At 66.8% G+C, this 6,813-nt stretch carries 5 protein-coding genes and 1 pseudogene; 4 read left to right on the plus strand and 2 right to left on the minus strand.

Annotated elements, in window-relative coordinates:
- Positions 1-7: 7 nt before the first annotated feature.
- A complete protein-coding gene (locus tag NTY77_14000) occupies positions 8-1,951 on the minus strand; it encodes a PAS domain-containing sensor histidine kinase (GenBank protein ID MCX5796603.1) in 1,944 nt (647 codons plus the stop codon).
- Between the two features lie 20 nt (positions 1,952-1,971).
- Positions 1,972-3,227 (minus strand): annotated as a pseudogene (locus NTY77_14005) (nucleotide sugar dehydrogenase).
- Between the two features lie 67 nt (positions 3,228-3,294).
- On the opposite strand from NTY77_14005, the gene NTY77_14010 reads away from it, so the two are divergent.
- Genes NTY77_14010 through NTY77_14025 form a run of 4 tightly spaced genes read left to right on the plus strand, consistent with a single transcriptional unit; the run spans position 3,295 to position 6,624 of the window.
- Positions 3,295-4,614, plus strand: coding sequence for a UDP-glucose/GDP-mannose dehydrogenase family protein (locus tag NTY77_14010; protein ID MCX5796604.1), 1,320 nt, complete (start codon positions 3,295-3,297; stop codon positions 4,612-4,614).
- Positions 4,614-5,537, plus strand: a complete 924-nt coding sequence (locus NTY77_14015) for an SDR family oxidoreductase (protein ID MCX5796605.1) — start codon at positions 4,614-4,616, stop codon at positions 5,535-5,537. Before NTY77_14010 ends, NTY77_14015 begins: the two co-directional genes overlap by 1 nt.
- Positions 5,538-5,542: 5 nt before the next feature.
- Complete coding sequence (locus tag NTY77_14020; protein MCX5796606.1) at positions 5,543-6,253, plus strand: glycosyltransferase family 2 protein; 711 nt, start codon at positions 5,543-5,545, stop codon at positions 6,251-6,253.
- The gene (locus NTY77_14025; GenBank protein MCX5796607.1) at positions 6,250-6,624 is read left to right on the plus strand and encodes a metallopeptidase family protein; all 375 of its coding nucleotides are present in this window, start codon (positions 6,250-6,252) and stop codon (positions 6,622-6,624) included. The genes NTY77_14020 and NTY77_14025 overlap by 4 nt, the downstream gene beginning before the upstream one ends.
- Positions 6,625-6,813 lie beyond the last annotated feature (189 nt).

Raw genomic sequence — 6,813 nt, forward strand, 5'->3', positions numbered from 1 at the left:
TTAGACGCTACTTGAGTCCTAAGAGCTGCTTCCACCAAGGCCGGGAATCCTTGGCAGCGGGAGCCCGGGAATCCCCCTCTTCGCGAGGCGAGACGAAGATGGGGAGCGTGAAGGTGAAGACAGCGCCGCGACCCACGCCGCTGTCCACGCCCAGCTCGCCGCCCTGCAGATGCACCAGGGCCTTGGCGATGGACAAGCCCAGCCCGGTGCCGGGGGCCGTTATCTCCCCTCCGGCGATCTGCATGAACTTCTCGAATATCTTCCCCTGGTCCCCCTTGGCGATGCCGGGCCCGGTGTCGGCCACGGAGAACTCCAGGAATTTGTCGCGGTTATCCCGCGACGGACCCAAAGCCACCTTGACGCTGCCTCCCGCCGGGGTGAATTTGATGGCGTTAGAGAGCAGGTTGACGAGCACCTGGACGGTCCGCTTGTCGTCCGCATAGATCGGGGGCAGGCCCGGCGCGACCGAAAGGGAGAGCTCCATATGTTTCTTGGCGGCCCAGGGCGTGAGGCTCTCCACGGCATCGCGCGCGATCTTCTCCGGATTGGTCTGGCGCTGAGCCACGGTCATCTGCCCCGCCTCGATCTTGGAGAAGTCCAGGATGCTGTTGATCAGGTCGGCCAGACGGTCGGAGTTGCGCATCGCCGTCGACATCATCTTCTCCTCGTCGGGCTTGAGCTTCCCCTTGAACTCCTTGTCCATGATCTCCAGGGCCGCGCTGATGGCGAAGAGCGGCGCGCGCAGCTCATGCGTGACATGGGCCACGAAATCGTTCTGTATCCTCTGCAGCTCCTTGTGCTTGGCCACGTCGGGCAGGCTCGACACCATGCCCACGACCTTGCCGGCCTCGTTCTGGACCACGGCGCCCGCGGAGCGCAGGGTGCGCCGCGTCGCGTCCGCCGCGGTGGTTCTGACTTCCTTGTTGATCTCGCGGTCCCCGGGCGCGCTCAGCTCCGCGGCCAGGGTGACCACATGCTCCGCGCTCGCCTTCTCGGTGAGGTGCTTGCCTGCGGCCTGGGCCAAAGTGGTGCCGTAGATCTGCTCGGCCGCGGGGTTCATCATGAGGATCTTGCCCTGATCGTCCACCACGACCACGCCTTCGACCATGTTGCCGATGACCGTCTGGGTCCGGATCTGCTCGTTCTGCAGGACGTTCTTCTCCTGCGTGATGGTCTTGGTGACTTCCTGCACCCGCTTCTGGATGTCGGCCTTCAGCAGCTGCATCACCCGTTCTATGACCTGCGCCCGCAGCGCCGGATCAGGGACCGCCTTGCTCACCAGCGCCTGTATGGCTCCGTCCATAGTCGCGCCTTCGGAGGCCAGGCCGGGGATGCCGGCGAGCGCTCCAGCGGAGCCTCCTTCGCCCGGACCCCCACCACCCGAACCACCGCCGCCCGGACCACCGCCGCCCGGACCACCTTCGCCCGAGCCGCCGCCGCCCGGGCCTGCGCCCAAGCCCAGTCCGGCCTCAGCCGCGCCCGCCGGTTGGGTCCCCGCCTTGTCCATCTTGGCGTAGATGGCCTCGTCGACGGCGATATGCGCGGCCCCGCGGCCTTCCAGGTAGGCCTTGGGGTTCAGGGGCTGGCCCGGCTCCGGCCGCAGCGCGGCCATTTCGCAGAACGCGACGAGCTCCGCGTTGGTCACGCCGGCCTTGAACGTGATGCTGTGGAGCTTGAAGCGGTCGAAGAGCGCCGGCATGCTCTGGGGCGTCTGGTCCGTAGCCGCGATGATTCGGCCGTTGGCCAGCCACTTGCCTTGGTCCATGGAGAAGCTGAGTTCCCCCCCGGATTGCTCCAGCGCCTGGGCCAGGTTCTCCTCGGCCAGCCGCAGAGTGGCGGCCACGGCCGGGTGGCCGGCCTTGTAAAGGTTCATCTGCCCCAGCGTCTTGGCCAGACGCATGAGCACGTCGAGAGCCAGGCGGTCGAACGGGGTGGGGTTGGAATCAGTCATATCGGTGGACTCTCATAACGTCAGAGCCGGATCAGCTTGGGCGAGCGCACCCCCTTGGCCGCGTTGCGGGCGTCGAAGACCAAGCGCGAGAGGCGCACGACCCGCCGGTAGTCGACCTGGGTGTGGGCCGTGAGGATGGCCGCGCAATCCGCGGCTTTGAGGGTCCGGTCGGTGAGGGGGACGGAGCGCAAGCGCCGGCCGCGCACCTCCAGGCTGGGCACGAAGGGATCGTGATAGCTGACCTTGGCCCCGGCGCGCAGGAGCAGGTCCATGACGTCGAGAGCCGGCCCAGGATCAGGATGCGGCTGCCCCGCAGCGGCTTGCGCGCGCGGTTGAGGGCCTCGGCGACGCGTTCCACGGCGTAGCCGGGCATGCCCTCGTTGATGGTGGAGGCCAACTGGATGAAGCGCGCGTCGAAGTTGAGGGTCTTGAGCTTCCAGCTCAGCAGCCGCGGGTCCTTGGGGATGCAGTGCCCCCCGATGCCCGGCCCCGGATAGAAAGGCATGAACCCGAAGGGCTTGCTGGCCGCGGCGTCGATGACCTCCCAGACGTCGAGGCCCAGATGGTGGCAGACCTGCGCCATCTCGTTGACCAAGGCGATGTTCACCGACCGGAAGGTGTTCTCCAGGAGCTTGACGGTCTCGGCCGCCCTCGTGCTGGAGACCGGCACCACTCGGTTCACGACCTGGGCGTAGAGCTGCGCCGCCAGCCGCGTCGAGGCCGGGTCCGCCCCGCCTACGACCTTGGGCGTGTTGGCGATGCCCCAGGTCGAGTTGCCGGGATCCACCCGCTCCGGGGAGAAGGCCAGGAAGAAATCCTTGCCCAGCCGGAGGCCCGCCTGGTTCAGGACCGGCAGGATCACCTCATCGGTGGCGCCGGGATAGGTGGTGCTCTCGATGACGATGAGCTGCCCCGGCCGCAGCCGGCGCGCCACCTCGCCCAGGACGGCGAGGATGTTGGAGACGTCCGGCTCCTTGCTCTTGCGCAGGGGCGTCTGCACGCAGACGAGCAGCGCGTCCTGCCGGGAGAGATCGGCGAAGCGGCCGGTCGCCCGGAAGCGGCCGGCCGACTGCCACTTACGCAGCTCCTGCGCGTCCACGTCGCGGATGTAGGACTTGCCCCGGCCCAGATCGGCCAAGCGCCGCCGGTCCACCTCGAAACCGGTGACCCGGAAGCCCTTCCGACAGAAATCCATGGCCAAGGGCAGCCCCACATAGCCGAGGCCGAGTACGCCGATGCGCGCCGACCGGTCCTGAATCCTTTCACCCAATCCCATAAGGATTTGATTTTACTATAAATCCCTTGCTCCACTAGGCTAATTTTGCAAAAATCTAGCGCCCCCTATGGAAACATTCAAAATCTGCGTCGTTGGCGCCGGCTATGTCGGACTGGTGACCGGGACCTGTTTGGCCGAACTGGGCCATCACGTCGTGTGCGTGGACTCCGATGCCAAGAAACTCAAGTCCCTGCGGGCCAAGAAGATACCCATCTACGAGCCGGGCTTGGACAAACTCTTCCATCGCAACATCCAGTCGGGCCGCCTGCGGTTCGCCGGCTCGGTCGAGGAGGGCATGGGCAGGCCGGGGCGCCGGGCCCAGGTCGTGTTCATCGCGGTAGGCACCCCGCCCCGTTCCGACGGCTCCGCGGACCTTTCCGCCGTTGAAGCCGTGGCCGAGGCCGTGGCCAAGAGCATGCGCGACTACACGGTGCTGGTGGACAAGTCCACCGTGCCCGTGGAGACCGGGGAATGGGTCTCCAAGACCGTGGCCCGGTTCAGCCGCAAGGGCGTCCCCTACGATGTGGTGTCCAACCCCGAATTCCTGGCCGAAGGCACCGCGGTCAACGACTTCCTCAAGCCGGACCGCGTGGTCTTCGGCGTGACCTCCCCGCGGGCGGAAGCCGTGATGCGCAAGGTCTACGCGGGCATCAAGGCCCCCATCCTGGTGACCGACGTCAAGTCGGCGGAGCTCATCAAACACGCCGCCAACTCCTTCCTGGCCACCAAGATCTCCTACATCAACGCGGTGGCCGCGGTCTGCGAGAAGGTCGGCGCGGACGTGACCATGGTGGCCAAAGGCATGGGTCTGGACCACCGCATCGGCAACCAGTTCCTGCGGCCGGGCCTGGGCTTCGGAGGCTTCTGCTTCCCCAAGGACCTCGAGGCCTTCTACTGGCTCAGCAGACAGAAAGGCTACGATTTCCATCTGCTCAAGACCGTCAAGGACATCAACGAGTTCTCCAAGACCTGGGTGCTGCGCAAGGTCGAGGAGAACCTCTGGAACCTGGAAGGCAAGACCGTGGCTTTGCTGGGCCTGGCCTTCAAGCCCGACACGGACGACATGCGCTTCGCCCCCTCCGTGGACATCGTGCGCATGCTCAAGGCGCGCCAGGTGAGCCTGCGCGCCTATGATCCGGTGTCCCAGCCCATCGCCCAAAGGATGCCGGAGCTCAAGGGCGTCAAGTTCTGCCGCGACCCCTACCACTGCGTGACCGGGGCCGACGCGGCCGCCATCGTGACGGAGTGGCCCCAGTTCAAGGCCCTGGATCTCAAGAAGGTCAAAAAGCTGATGCGCATACCTTTGATCCTCGACGGCCGCAACCTCTACGACCCGGCCGTCGTCCGCGCGGCGGGTTTCACCTACTGCAGCGTGGGCCGGCCCTGATGCGCCTGCTCATCACGGGCGGGGCGGGGTTCCTAGGCAGCCACCTGGCCGACCATTTCCTGGCGCGGGGACACAAGGTCATCGTCATCGACAACCTGCTCACGGGCAGCCTGGACAACATCGCGCACCTCTTCCAAGACCCGAGCTTCTCCTTCATCAAGGCCGACGTGACCAACTACATCCATGTCCCGGGCAAGCTCGACGCCGTCCTGCATTTCGCCAGCCCGGCCAGCCCCATCGACTACGCGCACTTCCCCATCCCCACCCTCAAGGTGGGCGCCCTGGGAACGCACAAGGCCTTGGGCTTGGCCAAGGACAAGGGCGCGGTGTTCATGCTGGCCTCCACCTCGGAGGTCTACGGCGACCCCCGCATCAATCCCCAACCCGAGAGCTACTGGGGCAACGTCAACCCCATCGGCCCGCGCGGCGTCTACGACGAGGCCAAGCGCTTCGCAGAGGCCATGGCCATGGCCTACCACCGCTTCCACCGCATCCCGGTGCGCATCGTGCGCATCTTCAACACCTACGGGCCGCGCATGCGCCGCAACGACGGCCGGGCCGTGCCCAACTTCATCACCCAGGCCCTCAAGGGCCGGCCGCTGACGGTCTACGGCAAAGGCACCCAGACCCGCAGCCTCTGCTATGTCTCGGACCTGGTGCGAGGCATCGCCCTGCTGCTCTCCTCCGACATCAACACCCCGGTCAACATCGGCAATCCCCACGAGCTCACCGTCGCGGAGCTGGCCCGGACCATCATCCGGCTCACCGGCTCCAAGTCCCGCATCGCCCGCAAGCCCCTGCCCGCCGATGACCCGCAGGTGCGCCGCCCGGACATCCGCCTGGCTCGCGCCAAGCTGGGCTGGAAGCCCGAGGTCCCGCTGGAAGACGGCCTGCGCCGGACCATCGATTACTTCAAGGCCTAGCCGCCGTGCTGCTCTCCGTCATCCTGCCTTGCTATGAAGAGGAGGCCGCCGCGGGGCGCTTTGTCGATGAGCTCTTCCCGGCGCTCGACGCGCTGGCGATCCCCTACGAGGTCATCGCGGTGGACGACGGCTCCTACGACGACACGGCCGGGGTGCTGCGCAACCTCGCCGGTGAGCGGCGCAACTTCAAGGCCATGGCTCATGCGGGCAACCGCGGCCTGGGCGCGGCCCTGCGCACGGGCTTCGCCGAGGCGTCCGGGGACTGGATCGCCACTCTGGACGCGGACCTGACCTTCCACCCTGCGCAGTTGCGGGCCCTGCTGGACTGCCAGAAGGCCACCGGCGCGGATATGGTCTGCGGGTCGCCCTTCCTATCGGCCGCGGGCGCGTCCCAGGTCCCTTGGTGGCGCCGGCTGCCCAGCCTCTGGGTCAACGGCCTCTACCGCCGCCTCTGCGGGCCGCAGCTCACGGCCTACACGCCGATCTTCCGGCTCTACCGCGCCGAGACCCTGCGCTCCCTGCGCCTGGAGAGCATGGGCTTCGAGATCAACGCGGAGATCGCGGCGCGCTTCCTGGCCGCGGGCAAGAGCGTGGCCGAGGTCCCGGTCGTGCTGACCGCGCGCCGGCAGGGGGCCTCCAAGCTCTCCCCCTTGCGGGAGCTCTGGCGCTACGGCCGCCTGGCCCTGCGGCTGCGCCGCGAGGCCAAGTCCAGGTGAAGCTCTCTCGCGCGCGCTTCGAACGCATGGCCGAAGCGGCTTTGGCCGATATCCCAGGGGAATTCCGCGACCTCCTGGTGGACCTGGAGATCTCGGTCAAGGCCGTGCCGGGGCCGGAGTCCGGGCGCTGGCGCGGCTCGAAGACGCTCCTGGGCCTCTATCACGGCCTGCAGCGGGCCGAGATGCTCAGCCCCTACTCCGGCACCCATCCGCCGGCGCGCATCATCCTCTACCAGCGCAACATCGAGTCCCTCTGCCGTGACGAGGCCGAGCTCTCCCGGCAGATCCGCGTGACCTTGCGCCACGAGCTGGCGCACCACTTCGGCTTCTCGGACCAGGACCTCAAGGAGAGGTGGCCGGAAGGCGCCTAGCCTGGACGGCCGCCGCCAGACCGCCCGCGGCGGCGATGTTGCAAGAGAATAGAAATGTCCGGTAATCCGTTTTATTAAAGTGTCCGGTCGTTGGGACGAGAGAGAGGACCGTCATAGGCCGGTCCTCTTTCTTTTTGCTTCTTTTTCTTTCTGTGAATAGGTGTGGATGATTGGGGATAACGTGAATTG

Source organism: Elusimicrobiota bacterium (assembly GCA_026388095.1).
In the GTDB taxonomy this organism is placed as follows: Bacteria; Elusimicrobiota; Elusimicrobia; order UBA1565; family UBA9628; genus UBA9628.

What these genes read in the sequence shown, in the direction of transcription:
- NTY77_14010 (MCX5796604.1), top strand. Translation starts at nt 3,295, where the DNA reads ATGGAAACATTCAAAATCTGCGTCGTTGGCGCCGGCTATGTCGGACTG.
- NTY77_14015 (MCX5796605.1), top strand. Translation starts at nt 4,614, where the DNA reads ATGCGCCTGCTCATCACGGGCGGGGCGGGGTTCCTAGGCAGCCACCTG.
- NTY77_14000 (MCX5796603.1), bottom strand. Translation starts at nt 1,951, where the DNA reads ATGACTGATTCCAACCCCACCCCGTTCGACCGCCTGGCTCTCGACGTG.